Raw genomic sequence first — 17879 nt, 5'->3', positions numbered from 1 at the left:
CGGAAGGGCGGATGGGGTCAATGCGCCAGCGCCGGTGCGGCGCTGGCGCGCTGGCGCGCGCGGGGAGGGAGATTGGGGTGAACAGCGGGTGCGGGGCGCGCCGGCCGGTGCGGTCACACGCGTTCGAGGACCAGGGCGATGGCAGGCGTGCCCGTGTCCAGGTGTGGATGTCGGCGGGCGGTAGCCGCGAACGGCGACGCCGACAATGGTCAGCTCGAGGGGACTGGAATGTTGCCCCGCTCCCTGCCGCCTTGCATCCCCGGCGGTGCCGCCTCGTTGATTGCGGTGCCGCCGGCGGCCTCAGCCGGTGACCTCAGGATGATGCCGGCGCAGGTGTTCGAGTCATGCCTCACCGACGGCGGATCGTCGCCAACGGCATGACCATGCCGGTCAGGCTACGTCGACGGACGGTATCGGCGAAGCCGGTCCAGGCCTCATGCGACGGCGACCAGCTCAGTGGACACGGCAGACCAGTGGACACGACAGACCGGTTGACACGGTGGAGAGCGCGCCGTCTTCGGCACACCAAGCGACCGGCCGGTCGTCCCGCGCATCGTCATCACCCCGGATGGCGCAGCGCGAGCCGCCGGTCCACTCCGGCCCGAACGAAACCCACGCCGCACGATCGCGAGACCGCGCAACCTTGCCGCAGCAGCATGACCGGGAGGTGCAGTCAACAACGTGGTGCGCCCCCTAGACGAGAGGAACTTGGCGGTATCGAACCGATTCGTCAACACCGTAGATAGATACTGTTACCGATGTCAACGGGTGCCTCGACCATGAACGACCTGTCGCCGAGACGCTCGCTCGAGCCGCCCGCCGCCAGCGCCGGACCTCCCCCGACACCAGCGCCGGCTCTCCCCCATGGCGGGCAGGGTAGGCAACCCGCTCAATGAAACTCTCATCGCTGACACTGACACTGGTACTGACGCCACGCCGCTCAGAAACCCTCGCTGCCGTCATAGGCCAGTGGTCTCCATGGTGGCGCGAATCGGTTCGACTCTGAGAGCCAAACGTCGCGGACGGCGGCCCGCCAGAACACGCCCTCACCGCAGCGGATCCTGCTTCGTGGAGCCGCCGCGCCAGCCGCGGCGGAGGAACGCCCCGTGCCAGCCCTGCTGCGCCATGAGCCGTCCGACGCGTTTGCGGCCCACGTGCAAGCGGCCGCGGCGCTCGACTCGGCGATGTTGAGAGCCCGCAGCAGGAGCGCGACCGCGAAGCGGTCACGGGAGGCGAAATACGAGGGCGCCGCACGCAGGATCTCATTGACCCGGGGCAGCTCGGCGACCTCTTCCCGCAACCGGCGGTTCTCCTCGGCCATCTCGCCGGTCGACGCTTGAGAAGCTCCGCCAACCCAGGGGGAACACAAATCCCGGGCTCGACAGCCGACGGCTGGTACGGCGTCCTCTGTTGCCATTAGGCTGGTCCAACACCCGCCGCCGACGCTCCAGCCTCGGCCACCAACGCCCTACCATCTACGAAGCCCGCATCAGCATCCCGCCACCACCCGAACTGAAGGTAGTTCGGGATCAACACATCAGCCCTGTTCGTCGATCGGGTCGGGCCGGAGGCCAGAATACCGAACAACCGCACATGCTCTCCCTTCACGAAAGTGCCTATCGGCATGGCGCCGGAAGGCTGCAGCTCCGGATCGAACTGGTGAGTAGTCATAGCGTTCTTCTGGGGTCCAGATAGCGGGCGATGGGATCGAATTCCATCCTCGCGATGCATGGGTCCATACCGGGAAACTCCCTGCGGCCTTACGGCCCGGTTTACCCGGATTCAAGATCAGGGAAAGGCGGTCGGCGGGTGCCGGAATGGTTCTCAGATGATGTGGACGTCACGATACCCAATGCGGCACGGGCGTATGACTACGCGCTCGGCGGCTTTCACAACTTCGAAGCCGACCGGAAGTTTGTCGAGGAGGCTAACCAAGCATGGCCCGAGGTGATCGAACTCGCGTATGCAAACCGGGAGTACCTCGGGCGCGTGGTGCGACGCCTGGCCGACGCCGGCGTGCGGCAGTTCCTGGATCTCGGGTCGGGCATCCCAACGCTCGGCAACGTGCATGAGGTTGCGCACGAGGTGGCGCCGTCGTCGAGAGTTGCCTATGTTGACATCGACCCGATTGCGGTAGCGCACGGCAGGCGCATTCTTGCCGATGATTCGCGTGCGGTTGCGGTGCGGGCTGATCTCCGCGACCCCGAATCCATCGTCAGCCACCCGGAAGTACTTCGGATCTTGGACTTCGCCGAGCCGACTGCGGTATTGATGATCGCGGTCCTGCATTTTATCGAGGACGACGGCGCTCCGCCGCGGATCATTCGCCATATTTCCGATGCACTCGTTGCGGGCAGCTTCCTGGCAATCTCCCACGGCACCCCGGCCGTTGACGATCCAGGCGGTCAGACGGCGGTGAGTAAAATGTATCGCCGGACCCCGACCGCGTTTCGTGCCCGACCGGTGGAACAAATCGCCACCTGGCTGGACGGCTGGAGCGTGATACCGCCAGGAATCGTACCAATTAATTCCTGGCACCCGGATTACAGTGACCCGCACCGCCGGTCCGTCGCCGCCGTCGGTGCGGTTGCTCGCAAGTAGGGCCCGGACCGAGCGGCCGCGCACTTGGCACCAGAGATGCCAGAGCTTCTCACTTGCGCAATCGTCCATAGCACGTGAAGCGGCCGGAAGTCTATCCGTGGCTGGCCGAATCGGCGTACCCGGAAGAGTGATCGCGCAATGAGGAAACCCGGAAGAGTTCGGATCGCGGCATACTTCATTCGCCTACTCGCGGCTTGCCGTACGCGGCAGCGGGCGGGTGCAAGTTTGGTCTGCCGGTTCGGCAGAACTGGGGGCGGCGCGTGAGTGGCACGCGCTGCGCGCATGGACGGGTACAAACGCATGCTTCCAGAACCACGAGAAGCACCCGAACCAGGAAAAGCGCCAGGAGCGGCCGAAACGCTTGGCGAGCCGGCCTCGCGGGCCGAGCAGGACCCAGTCGAGGCATTCGTGCGCGCGTGGGATGGCGCCCTACCGCGAGCCCGGCATGTCGCGGGCGGCCGGACACGCCGCCATCGTGTGCTGCACGACCTCACTGTCCGAGTAGCCGAAGCGCTGGCGGGAGCAGCGGACGGATCGGACGTCGGGCAACACATCGGCCGCGAGCTGATCCGCCATTCGATGACCGACCCGCGCATGCTGACGGCGAGCTTGAACATCCTCCGATCACGCCTGCTGCGGGACCTGCGGATCGACGGCCCGGGGCCGGTCTCGGTGCTTGCGACCATCCTCGAGAACATGGTCGTGGGCTTCGTCGGCGCGCTCACCGACCACGTCCGCGACGCTGCCGAAGCCAACGCCCGCGACGAGCGAGCAGCATGGCGGGAGTATCAGCAGCTCGCGCAGGACCGGGCCCGGCATGATCTGCACCACGATCCCACGACCGGCCTGCCGAACCGCGCGCTCCTGCAGAGCTACCTCGATACGGTACTGGCCGCCAAGCCCACCTCACGCATCGCCGTATGCCGGATCGTTCTGGACCGCCCCGGCGTCGGCGCCCACATGCCAGCCATCAGCGATCACGACCTGCGAATCGCCGCGACGCGGCTGCGGGCGATCGCCACCGAGCACGACTACTTCGTCGCCCACCTCGGCGATGAACAGTTCGTCCTCGTCAACGAGAACACTGCCGGCCCCGACGACGGCATCAAGGCCGCCGAAATCGCACTGCGAACCCTGGCGCAACCCCCGGCCGAACATCGCTGGCCGCAGTACAGAGTCTGCATCGGCATCGCAGAACAGGCCATCAACGCCGCGACCGCCGCGTCGCTGCTGCGGGCCGCCAGGACGGCGGCGCACTGGGCACGAACCGACCGAGACGACAGTTGCTGGGCGCTGTTCGACGCCTCCCGCTTCGACCGTCTCGCACACCGCCAACACCTGGTCGACAAACTCCGCGCCACCGCCACTGACTGCATCGACGTGCTCTACGAGCCAATCCTGCGCGTCCATGACTCGGCAATCGTCGGGACGAGCGCAAGCCCGGTCTGGCACCATCCCGACGGCACCACCATCGCGGGGCACACAATCCTCAGCCTCGCGGACGAGGCCGGCATACGCCCCGCCATCGACATGATGGTCCTGCGCATGGCCTACACCCAGGCCGCCCGCTGGTACGACACCGGAGCCCTGCGCTTCGTGACCGTCGACCTAAGCTCCGCCCAGATGCGCAATCCAGGACTCGTCCCGTCGGTCGCGGCGCTGCTCGACACCCCCGGCCTCCCGCCCGCGGCCGTTCACCTCACCATCGACGACGAAGCACTGCGCGCCCCGGACGACGGCTGCTCTACCACCCTCGAACAACTCCACCGGCTCGGCGTCGTCCTGGCCGCCAACATCGTCGGCACCGGACACGCCACGCTGACCGACACCCCCGTGCAGACGGTCAATCTCGACCCAACGCTGATTCGATGCCTGACCCAGGACGCCGGACACTACCGTTCCGCAACAACCCGCACAGCCTGGCTCATCGACATGCTCCACGATCTCGACTTCACCATCACCGCCCCGGGCGTCACCACCCTCGCCCAGTACGAAACCCTGCACGATCTCGGCTGCGACCAGGCCCGCGGCAGCTACCTAGCCCGCCCAGTCCCAGCCACTGGCATCGACCGTCTGCTCCACCGCTAGACCGCAACCCGCGCGGAAACCGTCGGCCGCTCGGTCATCCTGCAGCCGCCACGCCTCGATGCGTAGCCCTCTGGAGCGGGCGGTCCGGTCGGCCGCATCCGGTGGACAACGGCGGTGTTGTGGCCGTCGGTTACGATGCGGGGCTCCGCTGCCGAAAAGGAGAACGTCGATGGGCGTTGCCACGGGGCTACGTGCGCGATTGCCGCTCGTGATCGCGGTGATCGTCGGCCTGATAGGCGTCGTGGTGACGTACGTGGTGCTCCGGCGCGACCCCGGGGAGGCGGGCGCCGACAAGCGAGCCGGCTGCGAACCCATCGAGGTCAGTTCGTCGACCGAGAAGGCCGACCTGATGATCGAGATGGCGCGCCGGTACAACGCCTCCGACACGCTGTACGGCGGCAAGCGGTGCGCGTCGGTGACGGTGCACCGGCTCACGTCCGGCGCGGCGGCGGAGGCGCTCGGCTCCGGCTGGGATGAACAGCGCGACGGCGGGCCGGCGCCGCAGGTGTGGACGCCCACCGCATCGCTGTGGCTCCAGCTGGCCCGCCACCGGGAGACCGCCGGCGGCAAGCAGGTGGTACCAGCGGCCGGCACGCAGCTGCCGTCGATCGCGCAGAGCCCGTTGGTCATCTCGATGCCGAAGCCGATGGCCGAGGCGTTCGGCTGGCCGAACCGCGAGTTCGGGTGGAGCGACGTGCTGGCGCTGGCGTCGGATCCGCAGGGGTGGGGCCGGTACGGCCATCCCGAGTGGGGGCGCTTCTACTTCGGCAAGGACAACCCGCACCAATCCACGTCCGGCCTGGCCGCGACGGTGGCCACGTACTACGCGGCGACCGGCCTGTCCCGCGAGCTGACGACGGCCGACCTCACGCAGCCCAATGTGATCAACTTCGTTCGCGGGGTCGAAGCCGGGGTCCTGCACTACACCGACGATGCGGTGAAGTTCCTCGCCAACCTGGCCGAAGCCGACGCCAAGGGCGCCGCGATGTCGTACGTGAGCGCCGTCGTGCATCAGGAGCAGCTCACCTTCCTCTACAACAAGGGCAACACCACCGGCGACCCGAAGGTGAAAGGCAATACCCCCACGGTGCCGCTCGTACCGATGGTGCCGCGGGACGGCACGCTGATGCTCGACCACCCCTACGTGGTGCTGCCTTCGGCCAACGACGCCCAACGGGAAGCGGCCGCGGACTTCCTCGCGTTCCTGCAGCAACCCGCCCAGCAGGCCGCGTTCGCGGCGATGGGCTTCCGCGACCACCAGGGCCACGCCGGTCCCGAATTGACGCAGACCCTGCAGATCCCGGCCGGGCAGAAGCTCAGCCTGATCCAGCCACCCGTCGGAGAGGTCCTGGACAAGATCCTCACCGGCTGGGACGACCTGCGCAAGAAGGCGAGGGTGCTGCTCGTCCTCGACGTCTCGGGCTCGATGAAGGAGAAGGCGGCCGGTGACATCAGCAAGCTGGAAGCCGCGAAGAACGCGGCGATCGCGAGCCTCGACCTGCTGCACCCCGACGACGAGGTGGCACTGTGGACGTTCTCGGGGCAGCGACCAAACGGTGCGCAGCCCTACACCGAGCGGCTACCGACGTCGCGCATCCGTGACGCGAAGCAGCAACTCATCGGCATCATCCGGGCGCTGAGCGCCGATGGCGGCACGGCCCTGTACCACACGACCCGGGCCGCCGACCTGTACATGCGGGAGCGGCTGGACGCCGACCGCATCAACGCGGTCGTGCTGCTCACCGATGGGCGCAACGAGTATCCGGCCGACAACGACCGGGAGAAGCTGCTCCGCGACCTGGACGGGTCACCCCTGGAGAACTCGGTTCGCATCTTCGGTATCGCCTTCGGCGACGAGGCCGACCTGGACACGCTCGAACAGATCGCGAAAGTGTCGCGGGCAGCCGCCTACGACGCGCGCGACCCGGCCAGCGTCGACAAGATATTCAGTTCGGTGCTGAGTAACTTCTAGCGGGCAACGTCCGACAACCGCGTCCTCAGCGGTCGAACACGGTACCGAGGGCCACCCGCACCGCGTGCACGATCACGGTGACCACGGCTCCCGCAGTCAGCGCGTCCGCCGTGCTCGCACTGGCGAGGCCGCCGATCATGCCGCTCAGGGCACCGAGCAGCACGGCCGCTGCCACGCTCCACGGATCGGTGAGGTGACGGCGGATCGATCGCCCCCGCCCCGGTGCGACGGCCTCGTCGACGGGCGACGCGCGGCCTGCCGTGGTCGAGGCCGGCGATAGCTGCGCGACCCGCTGCGGCGAACCCTGTGCAGCAGTCTCCTCGGCCCCGGCGACGGCGGGCAGCCTCATCGTGACGCCGGTCGGCGTGCGCTCCTCGCACGCGTCGCGAAGGTTCAGTGCACCCTCCGCCACCACGAGCTCGGGCTGCTCCAGAACCGTCGGCGGCATCCCGAACGCGCGGTGCAGCAGCGTCGCAACGAGCGGGACGCGGCTCGACCCGCCGACGAGGAAGATGCCACCGACGTCCGAAAGCCCGATGCCCGCGCTGCGCACCGCGGCGCGGGTGACCGCGACGGTCCGCGCGATGACCGGTTCGGCGAGCTGCTCGAACTCGTCCCGGCTCACCGGAACGGTGTCGTCCAGAACCGGCAGATGTACCAGCGTCTGCGAACGCCGGCTCAACGACTCCTTGGCCAGCCGTACGTCCTCCCACAGCTGCCACCGGGCACGACGGTCGGCGGCGGTGACCGGTTGCCGCAACCGGTCCCAAGCATCCGGGGCCCGCTGCGCGATCAACCGGCCCAGGTGCTCCACCAACGCGGCGTCCAGGTCCAGGCCGCCGACCTCGGGCAGCCCTTCACTGGCCAGTACCGTCAGCGCTCCTGCGGGGTCGCGCCGAACCACACAGGCGTCGAACGTGCCCGCCCCGAAGTCGTACACCACCGCGCACTGACCCGCGTCGACCCGGCCGGCCTGGCCGAGGAAGTAGGCGGCGGCAGCGACCGGCTCCGACACGAGTGTCGGGCCCGCCAGGCCGGCACGGACGGCCGCAGCGGTCAACCGGCTCAACCGCGACGTGCCCCAGACCTCCGGATGCGTGATCACCACACGATCCGGGAGCTGGCCGACGACCTGCCGCGCCTCCGACGCCACACGTCCCAGCACGGCGGCGACCAGGTCGACCACGTCGGTCTCGTCGCCGCCGAGCAGGACGATCCCGTCCGCCATCCGCCGCTTCGGGTTGGGCTCGTACCGATCCGGAAACACACGCGCCGACCGCACGGCCTCGGCACCGGACAACACGTCGCCGGGGCCCTCCAGGAACACCGCCGACGGCAGCAACGGGGACCCATCGAAGAGCAGGGAACGTGCCTCACCGTCGCCGCGACGCACCATGGCCACGGTGTTGAAAGTGCCGAAGTCAATGCCAAGCAGCACGCCGTAAGCCATCGTTGCAGGGTACGCGGCCCCCGCATTTCCGTCCCGCCTTGATGGTGCGTCCTGGTGGCTCCGGGGCGCGTTCCTGCGGCAGCACCAGTCGTCCGCTCGACCAACGCCATCGACCCCGGGCCCAACGGCGGCAGGCGCCCCGATCACCGCCGAGGCAGCCAAGCAGCATGCGCTGGGCAAGCTGCGTGAACCCGAAGGCCGAAGTGCACGTCGTCACGGGCGACGGCACGCTGCCGGCCTCGGCCGAGCCGACCGCGCGTTGCCCCGGGTCACGGCGAAGCGTCCATGTCGGGGCTCGCTCGGTTGATGGCGGCGCTGACCGCGGCGCCGATGCGGCGCAGTGCTGCCAGGTCGCGGGGTTCGAGTCCGTCGATCAGGTATTCGCGGACCGCTGCGACGTGCCCCGGGGCCGCCGCCACGACGACCTGGTAGCCGGCCTCGGTCAGCTTCGCGACGGTGCGTCTGCCGGCGCCGGGAATTCGGGCCCGCTCGAGCAGTCCGCGGGTCTCCAGCCGTCCGGCGACGTGTGAGAGCCGCGACAGCGACGCCGAGGTCCGGGTGGCCAGATCGGTCATCCGCAGCGTGCGTTCCGGCTCCTCGGACAGCACCGAGAGCACCATGTACTCGAAGAACGTCAGTCGCGCCTCGCGCTGCATCCGCGCGTCCAGGGCGGCCGGCAGGCTGATCATGATCGCGGAGTTCGCCAGCCACGCCGCCAGCTCATCGCGACTCAGCCAGCGCGTTTCGGTGACCGGTTCAGCGGACCGCGCCGCCGCGGGCCCCGTCCCGCCGGGACCTTTCGCCGCGCGCGCGTTCGCGCCGGCGCCCGTGTCCTTCGCTCCTGCCGTCGTCTTCGCCATGCTGCCCACCCTATCGCACGTTGTTGACGCATCAAGTTCGACCATGCTTTGATGTTGACGCGTCAAGTTCGAGACCGCCGGCGCGGTGACGTGCGGCGCAGCCGGCCGATCTGAAAGAGGACCAAGCATGCGAGTCACACGCCTGGGCGGGCTCGAGGTCTCGCGCATCGGCCTCGGGGCCATGGGGATGTCGGCGTTCTACACCGGCGCGGGCCGCGACGAGGGCGAATCGATACGCACCATGCAGCGCGCCCTCGATCTCGGCGTCACGCATCTGGACACCGCCGAGGTGTACGGGCCCTACACCAACGAGGAACTGGTGGGACGCGCCGTCAGGAGCCGGCGGGACGAGGTCGTCATCGCGACCAAGTTCGGCCTCGTCTCCCACACCGGCCGACCGGGCCTGGACAGTACACCCGCCAACATCCGCGCGGCGGTCGACGGCTCCCTGCGGCGGCTCGGAACCGACCGCATCGACCTGTACTACCAGCACCGGGTCGACCCGAGCACACCCGTCGAGGAGACGGTGGGAGCGCTGAGCGAACTGGTGGCCGCCGGAAAGGTACGCCACATCGGGCTGTCGGAGGCGGCTGCGGCGACGATCCGCCGGGCTCACGCGGTCCACCCGCTGGCCGCCGTCCAGAGCGAGTACTCGCTGTGGACCCGCGACCCCGAGGCCGGCGTCCTGCCCACGCTGCGGGAACTGGGGATCGGCTTCGTTCCCTACTCGCCGCTCGGGCACGGCTTCCTCACGGGCCGCATCCGCTCCCTCGACGGCCTGGACGCCGGCGACTGGCGCCGGTCCAACCCCCGGTTCACCGGCGGCAACCTCACCCGGAACCTGCGCATCGTCGACGAGGTGCGCGAGATCGCCGGCGAGGCCGGGGCGACACCCGCGCAGGTCGCTCTGGCCTGGCTGCTCGCCCAGGGGGACGGCATCGCGCCCATTCCGGGCACGAGGCGCATCGACCGGCTCGAGGAGAACAGCGCCGCCGACGACATCCGGCTCACCGCCGATCAGATCACGCGCCTGAACAACCTGACACCGGCGTCCGGCGATCGCCACGCCGAGGCCGACATGACCGCTATCGAACGGAGCAGTACAGCATGACGAGCAAGACGATCCGCGTCGGCATCATCGGTGCCGACACCAAAGCGAGCTGGGCCGGGGCGTCGCACATCCCCGCCCTCGCGGCGCAGCCGCAGTTCACCCTCGCGGCCGTGGCGACCCGGCACGAGGACAGCGCCCGGCGCGCTGCCGAGACCTTCGGCGCCGAGCGCTGGTTCGCCGATCCCCTCGCGCTCATCCACGATCCGTCGATCGACCTCGTCACCGTCGCGGTCAAGGTCCCGGCGCACTACGAGATCGTGCTCGCGGCCCTCGCGGCGAACAAGGCCGTGTACTCGGAGTCCCCGCTCGGCGCGACCCTCGCGCAGACGGAGGAGATGGCGGCGGCGGCCGGTTCGCTGCACACGGCGATCGGCCTGCAGGGCCGGCTGAACCCCTCGGTACGCCGCGCGGCGGAGATCATCGCCCGGGGCCGGCTCGGCCGGCTGCTCTCGGCCCGAGTCGCCGCGACGACCTTCGGCAACGGCCCGGAGTCGACGAGCGCCTACGAGTACTTCGACAAGGCGGCGGCCGGGGCCGGCTTCCTGCCGATCGCGGAAGGGCACGTTCTGGATGTGGTCGAGGCGGTCCTCGGCGACATCACCGAGATCGACGCGCGCACCGAACTCCTCTGGCCGCGGGTGAAGCTGGTGGACACCGGTGCGACGTCCGTCCGGGAGGTCCCGGACCACCTCGACGCCATCGTCAAGACCGCGTCCGGCGCCCCGGCCGGGGTGCAGATCCTGGCCGGCGTGCCCGCGTCCGATGCCCACTTCAGTCTGGAGGTCCGCGGATCGGAGGGCTGGCTGAAACTGACCGGCAACCACCCCGCAGGCGTGCAGGTCGGCGACCTCACACTCTCGTCGAACCTGGACTTCGCGGCACCCGACCGCCCCGTCGCCACCGGCACCGGCCCCACCGCCGCCGAGATCTGGACGGGCGCGTCCATCAACGTGAGCGAGGTCTACGCCAGCCTGGCCCGCGACATCACGAACGGGACCCGCCACACCCCCGGATTCCAGCACGCCGCCCACAACAGCCGCCTGATCGCGCGAGTGGAACAGGCCGCCAGAACCGGCGTCCGGCAGTGACGACGACGCACCTCGCGCCGGTGCGCATCGTCGTGCACGATCCGTGCCGGGCGGCCCACGTGGCCGCGGTGGGCCGCGACACGTCATAGCGTCCAGCCGCTCGCGCGGGTGGCCGGCCACGCTCGACGACCAGACGCGCCAGTTGTCGTCGCGCCTACGGCGAGGTGGTGTAGAAGTGGGCGCGGTCGGTGCGGGCGGACCAGCAGCGTGGCCAGGCAGCGGCCGCCGATGCCGTTGTCGAAGGTGACGGTGCCGGCGTCGTCGTGGTGGGTGAGGGCGAGCGGGGCGGCCCGGTCGTAGTCGAACACCCGCATCAGCCCTTGCGGCCCTGGGTGGCGACGCCTTCGATGAAGTACCGCTGACCGAAGCTGAACAGCAGCAGCATCGGGAGCGTGACGAGCAGCGAGGCCACCATGACGTACTGGTAGTCGCCGTGCCCGCCGGCCGTGGGACTGTACTTCGTCATGGCGTAGGCGATGCCCAGCGGCGCCGTGAAGTTCTCGACCGAGCCGCCGTTGAGGTAGATCAGCGCGCCTTGGAAGTTGTTCCACGCCGCCTGGAACTCGAACAGGAACACGATGACGAACGACGGGATCGACAGCGGCATGGCGATGCGCCAGAACAGCTGCCAGTAGCTCGCCCCGTCCATCCGGGCCGCCTCGAACAGCTGCCGGGGAAGGCCGAGGAAGAACTGGCGCTGCAGGAAGATGTAGAAGGCGGAGCCGAACAGGTTGGCCCCGAACAGTGGCACCCAGGTGCCCAGCAGGCCGGTCTCGCGCCAGATGAGGTACGTCGGGATCATCGTGACGGAGCCGGGCAGCATCATGGTGGCGAGCACGAGCCCGAAGAGCAGGTTGCGGCCGGGGAAGCGGAAGTACGCGAACCCGAAGGCCACGACGGAGCTGGAGACGGACACGGCCGCCGCGGCGAGCAGCGAGATCGACACGCTGTTGAACACCCAGTGCAGCAGCGGCAGCTCGTCCCAGATCGCGACGTAGTTGTCCCAGCGCCAGGTGTGCGGGATGAGGGCGTTGTCGAAGACCTGGCCGGCCGGTTTGAGGCTCGCGGCGAGCAGCCACACCAGCGGGTACAGGAACAGGGCGGCGAACGCGACGAGCAGGACGGTCATCAGGATGCGGGCGGGGGTCCACTGCCGCCGCCGGCGCGGGGCGGCCCGGTCGGCGGTCGCGGGCTCGCGCGCCGCGGCCGGCGCGGGTGCGGCCGCGGGGACGGTGCCGGGTCGGATCGTCGTCATCGCCGCGACCCTTCGTAGTAGACGAACCGGTTGCCCACCTTGACCTGGATGAACGTCAGGATCATGAGGATGACGAACAGCAGCCAGGCCATGGCGGCCGCGAAGCCGAAGTTGAACTGCCGGAAGGCCTCCTGGAACAGGTAGACCGCGTAGAACAGCGACGCGTCCGGGGCCGCGTTGTTCTGGTCGCGCCAGAACAGCAGGTACGCCTGGTCGAACACCTGGAACGCGGCGATGGTCAGGATGATCACGTTGAAGAACATCGCGCCCGAGATCATCGGCAGCGTGATGGAGAAGAACCGGCGCACCGGGCCGGCCCCGTCGAGCGCCGCCACCTCGTACAGGTCGCGGGGCACGTTCTTGAGCGCGGCCAGGAAGATGACCATCGTGCCGCTGACCGTCCACAGTGTCATGATGACCACCGACGGCTTCAGCCAGGCCGGGTCGACCAGCCACTGCGGCCCGTCGATGCCGATGAGCCGCAGCCCCTGGTTGATCGCGCCGACGTTGCCGTTGAGCAGCAGCAGGAAGACCGACGCGGTGGCGACCGTCGGCGTCATCTTCGGCAGGTAGTAGACGGTCCGGAAGAACCCGGCGCCGCGGCCGACCCGGTCGAGCAGGATCGCCAGCAGCAGCGCGAAGCAGATCTCGGCCGGCACGGCCAGCAGCGCGTAGAACAGCGTGTTGCTCAGCGACGTGGCGACCTTCGGGTCGTCGAGCAGCGCGCGGTAGTTGTCGATGCCGGCCGGGCGGATGATGTCGGTCGCCAGGTTGTAGTGGCTGAACGAGATCACCAGGCTGTAGATCATCGTGCCGAGGGTGAAGATGAGGAAGCCGATGATCCACGGTGTGATGAAGAGGTAGCCGGCCACCGCCTCGCGCCGGTTGTACTTCCTCGCCCGCACCGTCAGCCTCCGACGACGTTCTTGTACGCGCCCATCGCCGCCGCCTGCGCGTCCTGCAGCGCCTTCGGGATCGGCTTCGAGCCCAGCAGCGCCGCCGTGACCGCGTTGAGCATCTCCTGCTTGATCTGCTGACCGGCGGGCGACGCCCCGGCGCTCTTGCCGGTGCTCACGATGTCGTAGTAGGTGCTGATCACCTGGTCGAAGCCGGCGTTGCCGCTGGGGGTGACGTACTTCTCCCGGATCGCCTTGTCGGCCGCCGGCGAGCCGGTGAACAGGCCGGTGTTGATGGAGTTCTTCTCCTTGACCGTCGCCGCCCGGGCCTCGGCGGCCGCACTCCACGCGCCGTCCTCGGTGAGCGCCAGGGCCCACTTGCACGCCGCCGCCGGGTTCTTCGCCCTCGCCGGGATCACGAACGACGACCCGCCGGCCTGGGTGACCGGCTGCCCGTCCTTGCCCTTGAACGGCACGGCGCCCAGCTTGACCTTGTCCTTGTACGGCGAGAGGACGTTGGGGTACCACTGCGCGTCGACCTCGGCCGCCACCTGGTTGCTGACGAACTGGTTCTTCTCGCCGAACACGTCGAAGGAGTCGGTGAAGCTCTTGTACTTCGCGAACCCGCCCTGCGCATCGACGATCTTCTTGAGCAGCTCGATGGCGGCCGCGTTGGCGGGGTCGTCGAGGGTCGGCTTGCCGTCGGCGTCGGCCACCTTGCCGCCCATCGCGGTGAGCCACAGGTTGATCTGGCCGGTCGCCTGCGGGTTGAACCCCAGCGTCGCCGGCACGTCACCGTTGGCCTTGTACAGCTTGCCGATCGCGCTGACGAGCTTGTCCGGGCTGGAGGGGTCGATGTCCGAGTCCTGCACCCCGGCGGCGTCCATCAGCGTGCGGTTCAGTATGACCGCGGCGGGCTGGTAGAACTGCGGCACCGCCCAGATCTGGTTCTTGTACGTGACGTCCGCGACGACGTTCGGGTACCAGCGCTGCTTGGCGTCGACGCTGTCGGCCGACAGGCACTTGTCCAGCGGCAGCACCAGGTTCTGGGCGGCGTAGGTGACGACCAGCTCGCGGTCCATCTGCACGACGTCCGGCACGTTGCCGCTGGCCAGGCGGGTCGTGAACTTCTGGGCGTCGAAGTTGGTCTGGTCCATGTCGATCTTGACGCCGTCGAGCTTCTGGGCGGCGTAGGCGATGCGCGCCTTGCCGACGTCGTCGGCGTTGTTGAAGCCCCAGGCGCTGAGCGTGCCGGTGGGCTTCGCGCCGAAGTCGACGGAGTCGGCGGTACCGGTGCCGCCGCCCGACGATCCGCATGCGGCCGTCGCGGCGAGGACGGCCGCGACGCCCGCGGCGGTAATGAGCGATCGCCTCGTTGCCATTAGGGTCCCTTCGACAGCGCGCCGAACGGCGTCGATGTGGCTTCGCCTTACCCTGACTCCGCATCGATTAATCAGGACTTTTCCCGGCGTCGACGCCCGCCGGGCCGGCTCGGCGGCTCGAGCCGGTCCGCGGCGGCAGGCCGTCCGCGACGCGCGGCCGGGCACCCAGCTCGACGACACCGTCGTCCGCCTGTTGGCCGGGAACGCGCCGAAGGCGAGGCCGGCGGTCGTCACGGCCGCGCCGGCGATGGGTGCGGCTCCCGCCTGGGGTCAGGGCGAGGGCGGGGAGCCGGTGCTCGCACGGACCACCAGGCGCGCGGCGTTCTCGCGGCGGGACTCGGGCGAACGACCGTCGATCATGTCCAGCAGGACGCGGGCCGTGTGGACGCCGTACGCCTGGATGTCCCAGGACAGCGCGGACAGGGACGGGCGGACCAACACGCACAGCTGCGAGTCGTCGCCGGCGACGATGGACAGTTCGCCGGGCACCGCGACACCCATTTCCTGGGCCACGTTGAGCGCGGCGGCGGCCATCACGTCGTTGTCGAACATGATCGCTGTCGGGCGGTCGCGGCGGGACAGCAGGGCCCGGGTGGCCTGTGCGCCCTCCTCCCAGGTGTAGTCGGTCTCCACCACCGTCGGCTCGGCCAGGCCGTGGCCGAGGACCGCGGCGCGGAAGGCGGCGATGCGCACCCGCGTGTGGTCGAGGGCAGGCAGCCCCGCGACGCGCGCAAGGCGACGGTGACCCAGCGCCACCAGGTAGTCGACCGCGGACTCCACCGCGGCCGTATCGTCGGTCCACACCGCCGGCAGGCGGGTGTCCGCGCGGGGGCGCCCGGCGAGTACCGCCGGGATCTGGAGTTCCTCGAGCACCTCGATCCGGGAGTCCTCGGTCCACAGGTCGGTGATCACCATGCCGTCGATGCGCCGCTCGGCCCAGCAGAGCCGCATCGCGTCGATCGCGGCGCGGTGGTCCTCGACGACCTGCAGCAGCAGCGCGATCCGCCGCGCGGACAGTTCGCGCTCCAGGCCGGCGATGAACCGCATGAAGAACGGCTCCACGCCGAGCGTGTCGGCCGGGCGGGCGATGATCAGGCCCACGCTGTGCGCCTGCGACCCGGACAGCGACCTGGCCGCCACGCTCGGCCGCCAGCCGATGTCGTTGGCGATGTCCAGGATGCGCGCGCGGGTCTGCGCGGAGACGCCCGGCCGGCCGTTGAGCGCGTACGACACGGCGCCGATCGAAACGCCCGCTCGCGCCGCGATCTCCGCGATGGTCGGCCGCTTCACTTCGTCGCCCCCATGGTGAAGCCGTTGTAGATGAAGCGCTGCAGGAACAGGAACGCCACCAGGGTGGGGAGGATGACGAGCACCGCGCCGGCGCAGATGACCTCCCAGTGCGCGCCGTACGGGCCCTTGAACCGGAACAGCGACGTGGAGATGACGGCGAGGTCGGACGAGGGCATGTACAGGAACGGGACGTAGAAGTCGTTGTAGATGACCACGCCCTTGACGATCACGACCGTGGCGATGGCCGGTTTGAGCAACGGCAGGATCACGCTGCGGTAGATGCGCCACGACGACGCCCCGTCGATGCGGGCCGCCTCGTCCAGCGAGACCGGGATGACCCGCATGAACTGGACGAAGATGATGATCGACACGATGTCGGTGCCGGTGTACAGCGCGATCGGCGCCCACCGTGTGTTGAAGATGCCGAACGCGTTGACCACCTGGAACGTCGCCACCTGGGTGGTGACGCCGGGGACCAGCGCGGCGAACAGAAACAGGGCGATCACCAGGCGGCGCAGGCGGAACCGGAACCGGTTGAGCGCGTACGCCGTCATCGAGCCGATGAGGACCGTGCCCACGACCGAGACCACCAGGATCACCGTGGTGTTCAGCAACGCCGTCAGCATGCGGCCCTGGGTGAAGGCGACGCTGTAGTTGTGCAGGTTGCGCCAGTCGTGCGGCAGGTCGAGCGGCCCGCCGTCCGCCGACTCCCGCTCCGTCTTGAGCGAGGTGGTGAACACGACCAGCAGCGGCAGCAGGGTCACCGCCGCCGCGATCACCAGCGACAGGTACTTGGCGGCGACGGCGATGCGGGCGGCGATGCCGCGTTCACCCCGGATGCGCCGCCGCCGGGCCCCGACCGGGACCGTCATACCAGGTCAACTCCTTCGTCGGGGACGAGGCGCCGCTGGATCCAGGTGACCAGCATGACGATGAGCAGCAGCACGACGGCGGCGGCCGAGGCCAGCCCGACCTTGTTGAACTGGAAGGCCAGCTTGACCGTCTGGATGACGAACGTCGTGCTGCCGTTCGCGCCCGTGGTCATGATGTACGGAATCTCGAACACCGACAGCGAGCCCGAGACCACGAGGATCGCGCTCAGCCCGATGACCGGCCGGATGCCGGGCAGGATCAGGTGGCGGACCTGGTGCCAGCGGTTCGCGCCGTCCATCTCCGCGGCCTCGTAGATCTCGGCCGGAATGGACTGGATCGCCCCGAGGAACAGCACGAAGTTCAGCCCGAGGTACCGCCACAGCGACACCGACGCGAGTGACCAGTTGACCAGGTCCGGGTCGCCCAGCCAGAGATGCCGGCCGCGCACGCCGACCAGGCGCAGGACGGAGTCGAGGGTGCCGCCCGGCTGGAAGAAGTAGAGGAACACGAACCCGATGGCGACGCCGTTGATGAGGTACGGGAAGAACAGCACGCCCTTGAAGAAGTTGCGGAACCGCACGTTGAAGCTCAGGACGGTGGCGAAGTACAGCGCCAGCACCATCTGCACGACGCCGGATGCCAGGTAGAACGCGCTGACGAAGAAGACCTGGAACAGATCCGGCCGCGAGAACAGCTCGACGTAGTTGGCCTGCCCCACGAACGGCATCTGCGGGCTGATGCCGTCCCACTTGGTCAGGCTGTAGAAGAGCAGGTTCGTGACGGGCGCATACGTGAACGTCAGCAGGAATGCCAGTGGTACGGCGAGAAACAGCCACGGCGTGAGCCGGGTGAGCAGCCGGCGCTCCGGCCCCCGCGGCGGGACGGCCGGGGCGCCGGCCTGAACCGGCGCCGTGGTAGTGGTGGTGTCTTGTCGATCGGTCATGTCGCCTCGCTCATCATGTTGGTGCCGCGGCCCAGGCGGCCGGGGCCGGCGATCGGATGGCCCGGCCCCG

15 protein-coding genes are annotated in these 17879 nt (G+C 69.2%); 5 read left to right on the top strand and 10 right to left on the bottom strand.

Features of this window, described 5'->3' with window-relative positions; genetic code table 11:
- Positions 1-940 precede the first annotated feature (940 nt).
- Entirely contained in the window at positions 941-1321 is a 381-nt protein-coding gene (locus ACQP1P_RS15990) for a hypothetical protein (protein ID WP_433087454.1), read from the bottom strand.
- Between the two features lie 488 nt (positions 1322-1809).
- Between ACQP1P_RS15990 and ACQP1P_RS15985 the strand changes: the two genes are divergently transcribed.
- From ACQP1P_RS15985 to ACQP1P_RS15975, 3 genes are all read left to right on the top strand, one after another.
- A complete protein-coding gene (locus ACQP1P_RS15985) occupies positions 1810-2601 on the top strand; it encodes an SAM-dependent methyltransferase (protein ID WP_433087453.1) in 792 nt (263 codons plus the stop codon).
- 477 nt (positions 2602-3078) lie between these two features.
- Positions 3079-4689: an EAL domain-containing protein gene (locus ACQP1P_RS15980; RefSeq protein ID WP_433087452.1), complete on the top strand. Its 1611-nt coding sequence runs from the start codon at positions 3079-3081 to the stop codon at positions 4687-4689.
- A 169-nt stretch (positions 4690-4858) separates the two neighbouring features.
- Positions 4859-6661, top strand: a complete 1803-nt coding sequence (locus tag ACQP1P_RS15975) for a vWA domain-containing protein (protein WP_433087451.1) — start codon at positions 4859-4861, stop codon at positions 6659-6661.
- Between the two features lie 25 nt (positions 6662-6686).
- Here ACQP1P_RS15975 and ACQP1P_RS15970 read toward each other — a convergent pair whose 3' ends face one another.
- Positions 6687-8111 carry an Hsp70 family protein gene (locus ACQP1P_RS15970; RefSeq protein ID WP_433087450.1) on the bottom strand — a complete coding sequence of 475 codons (1425 nt, stop codon included), beginning with the start codon at positions 8109-8111 and terminating at the stop codon, positions 6687-6689.
- A gap of 269 nt (positions 8112-8380) precedes the next feature.
- Complete coding sequence (locus ACQP1P_RS15965) at positions 8381-8971, bottom strand: MarR family winged helix-turn-helix transcriptional regulator (RefSeq protein WP_433087449.1); 591 nt, start codon at positions 8969-8971, stop codon at positions 8381-8383.
- A 127-nt stretch (positions 8972-9098) separates the two neighbouring features.
- On the opposite strand from ACQP1P_RS15965, the gene ACQP1P_RS15960 reads away from it, so the two are divergent.
- Both ACQP1P_RS15960 and ACQP1P_RS15955 read left to right on the top strand, forming a co-directional pair.
- Entirely contained in the window at positions 9099-10082 is a 984-nt protein-coding gene (locus tag ACQP1P_RS15960) for an aldo/keto reductase (protein ID WP_433087448.1), read from the top strand.
- On the top strand, positions 10079-11170 hold the full coding sequence (locus ACQP1P_RS15955) for a Gfo/Idh/MocA family protein (protein WP_433087447.1): 1092 nt from the start codon (positions 10079-10081) through the stop codon (positions 11168-11170). The genes ACQP1P_RS15960 and ACQP1P_RS15955 overlap by 4 nt, the downstream gene beginning before the upstream one ends.
- Positions 11171-11253: 83 nt before the next feature.
- Here the strand turns inward: ACQP1P_RS15955 and ACQP1P_RS15950 are convergent, their stop codons facing one another.
- The 7 genes from ACQP1P_RS15950 to ACQP1P_RS15920 all read right to left on the bottom strand — a co-directional run bounded on the left by ACQP1P_RS15950 (position 11254) and on the right by ACQP1P_RS15920 (position 17809).
- Positions 11254-11484, bottom strand: coding sequence for a hypothetical protein (locus tag ACQP1P_RS15950; protein ID WP_433087446.1), 231 nt, complete (start codon positions 11482-11484; stop codon positions 11254-11256).
- The gene (locus ACQP1P_RS15945) at positions 11484-12425 is read right to left on the bottom strand and encodes a carbohydrate ABC transporter permease (RefSeq protein ID WP_433087445.1); all 942 of its coding nucleotides are present in this window, start codon (positions 12423-12425) and stop codon (positions 11484-11486) included. The genes ACQP1P_RS15950 and ACQP1P_RS15945 overlap by 1 nt, the downstream gene beginning before the upstream one ends.
- Entirely contained in the window at positions 12422-13330 is a 909-nt protein-coding gene (locus ACQP1P_RS15940; RefSeq protein WP_433087444.1) for a carbohydrate ABC transporter permease, read from the bottom strand. Before ACQP1P_RS15940 ends, ACQP1P_RS15945 begins: the two co-directional genes overlap by 4 nt.
- A 2-nt stretch (positions 13331-13332) precedes the next feature.
- Complete coding sequence (locus ACQP1P_RS15935; RefSeq protein ID WP_433087443.1) at positions 13333-14703, bottom strand: ABC transporter substrate-binding protein; 1371 nt, start codon at positions 14701-14703, stop codon at positions 13333-13335.
- Positions 14704-14973: 270 nt separating this feature from the next.
- A complete protein-coding gene (locus ACQP1P_RS15930; protein ID WP_433087442.1) occupies positions 14974-15993 on the bottom strand; it encodes a LacI family DNA-binding transcriptional regulator in 1020 nt (339 codons plus the stop codon).
- A complete protein-coding gene (locus ACQP1P_RS15925; protein ID WP_433087441.1) occupies positions 15990-16865 on the bottom strand; it encodes a carbohydrate ABC transporter permease in 876 nt (291 codons plus the stop codon). The genes ACQP1P_RS15930 and ACQP1P_RS15925 overlap by 4 nt, the downstream gene beginning before the upstream one ends.
- Positions 16862-17809, bottom strand: coding sequence for a carbohydrate ABC transporter permease (locus ACQP1P_RS15920; RefSeq protein WP_433087440.1), 948 nt, complete (start codon positions 17807-17809; stop codon positions 16862-16864). The genes ACQP1P_RS15925 and ACQP1P_RS15920 overlap by 4 nt, the downstream gene beginning before the upstream one ends.
- Between the last annotated feature and the right edge of the window lie 70 nt (positions 17810-17879).

The sequence above is a fragment of the Dactylosporangium sp. CA-052675 genome, assembly GCF_050947935.1.
Classification (GTDB): Bacteria; Actinomycetota; Actinomycetes; order Mycobacteriales; family Micromonosporaceae; genus Dactylosporangium.
This window is presented reverse-complemented; position numbering and strand designations above follow the sequence as displayed.

Excerpts from the sequence above, each read along its gene's own strand:
- ACQP1P_RS15935 (WP_433087443.1), bottom strand. The coding sequence starts at position 14,703 with ATGGCAACGAGGCGATCGCTCATTACCGCCGCGGGCGTCGCGGCCGTC.
- ACQP1P_RS15975 (WP_433087451.1), top strand. The coding sequence starts at position 4,859 with ATGGGCGTTGCCACGGGGCTACGTGCGCGATTGCCGCTCGTGATCGCG.
- ACQP1P_RS15925 (WP_433087441.1), bottom strand. The coding sequence starts at position 16,865 with ATGACGGTCCCGGTCGGGGCCCGGCGGCGGCGCATCCGGGGTGAACGC.
- ACQP1P_RS15950 (WP_433087446.1), bottom strand. The coding sequence starts at position 11,484 with ATGCGGGTGTTCGACTACGACCGGGCCGCCCCGCTCGCCCTCACCCAC.
- ACQP1P_RS15970 (WP_433087450.1), bottom strand. The coding sequence starts at position 8,111 with ATGGCTTACGGCGTGCTGCTTGGCATTGACTTCGGCACTTTCAACACC.
- ACQP1P_RS15990 (WP_433087454.1), bottom strand. The coding sequence starts at position 1,321 with ATGGCCGAGGAGAACCGCCGGTTGCGGGAAGAGGTCGCCGAGCTGCCC.
- ACQP1P_RS15945 (WP_433087445.1), bottom strand. The coding sequence starts at position 12,425 with ATGACGACGATCCGACCCGGCACCGTCCCCGCGGCCGCACCCGCGCCG.
- ACQP1P_RS15920 (WP_433087440.1), bottom strand. The coding sequence starts at position 17,809 with ATGACCGATCGACAAGACACCACCACTACCACGGCGCCGGTTCAGGCC.
- ACQP1P_RS15965 (WP_433087449.1), bottom strand. The coding sequence starts at position 8,971 with ATGGCGAAGACGACGGCAGGAGCGAAGGACACGGGCGCCGGCGCGAAC.
- ACQP1P_RS15960 (WP_433087448.1), top strand. The coding sequence starts at position 9,099 with ATGCGAGTCACACGCCTGGGCGGGCTCGAGGTCTCGCGCATCGGCCTC.
- ACQP1P_RS15955 (WP_433087447.1), top strand. The coding sequence starts at position 10,079 with ATGACGAGCAAGACGATCCGCGTCGGCATCATCGGTGCCGACACCAAA.